This window comes from Pseudoalteromonas sp. SIMBA_162 (genome assembly GCF_046535955.1).
Lineage (GTDB): Bacteria > Pseudomonadota > Gammaproteobacteria > Enterobacterales > Alteromonadaceae > Pseudoalteromonas > Pseudoalteromonas marina.
In genome coordinates this window covers 1-228 of the sequence record NZ_JAWJBQ010001404.1, presented here as the reverse complement: position 1 = coordinate 228, position 228 = coordinate 1, and the positions used below count along the sequence as shown (strand labels likewise).

Genomic DNA, 228 nt, shown 5'->3' with positions numbered 1-228 from the left:
CTATCAGAAAGGACAGTTTTCACCTGTTTCAAATGGGCGAATTAATACCATTACACCTACTAATGCTTCAGTGGTAGCGGTGAATGAAGCTTTGGAAAAAAGATATATAGATAGACAAAGCCTATTTTTCTATAATCCAGCTATTGCTACTTCTCGCTGGTTAGATACTAGAGAAACGGTTAGGGTAGTTGGCAACCATGTATTCAAAAAATGACGAAATTAAAGAAC

At 36.4% G+C, this 228-nt stretch carries 1 protein-coding gene; it reads left to right on the top strand.

The features are described 5' to 3' along the window. On the top strand, positions 1-214 hold a 214-nt coding region (locus R0J88_RS24225), incomplete at its 5' end, for a cell wall hydrolase (RefSeq protein WP_410901489.1). Between the last annotated feature and the right edge of the window lie 14 nt (positions 215-228).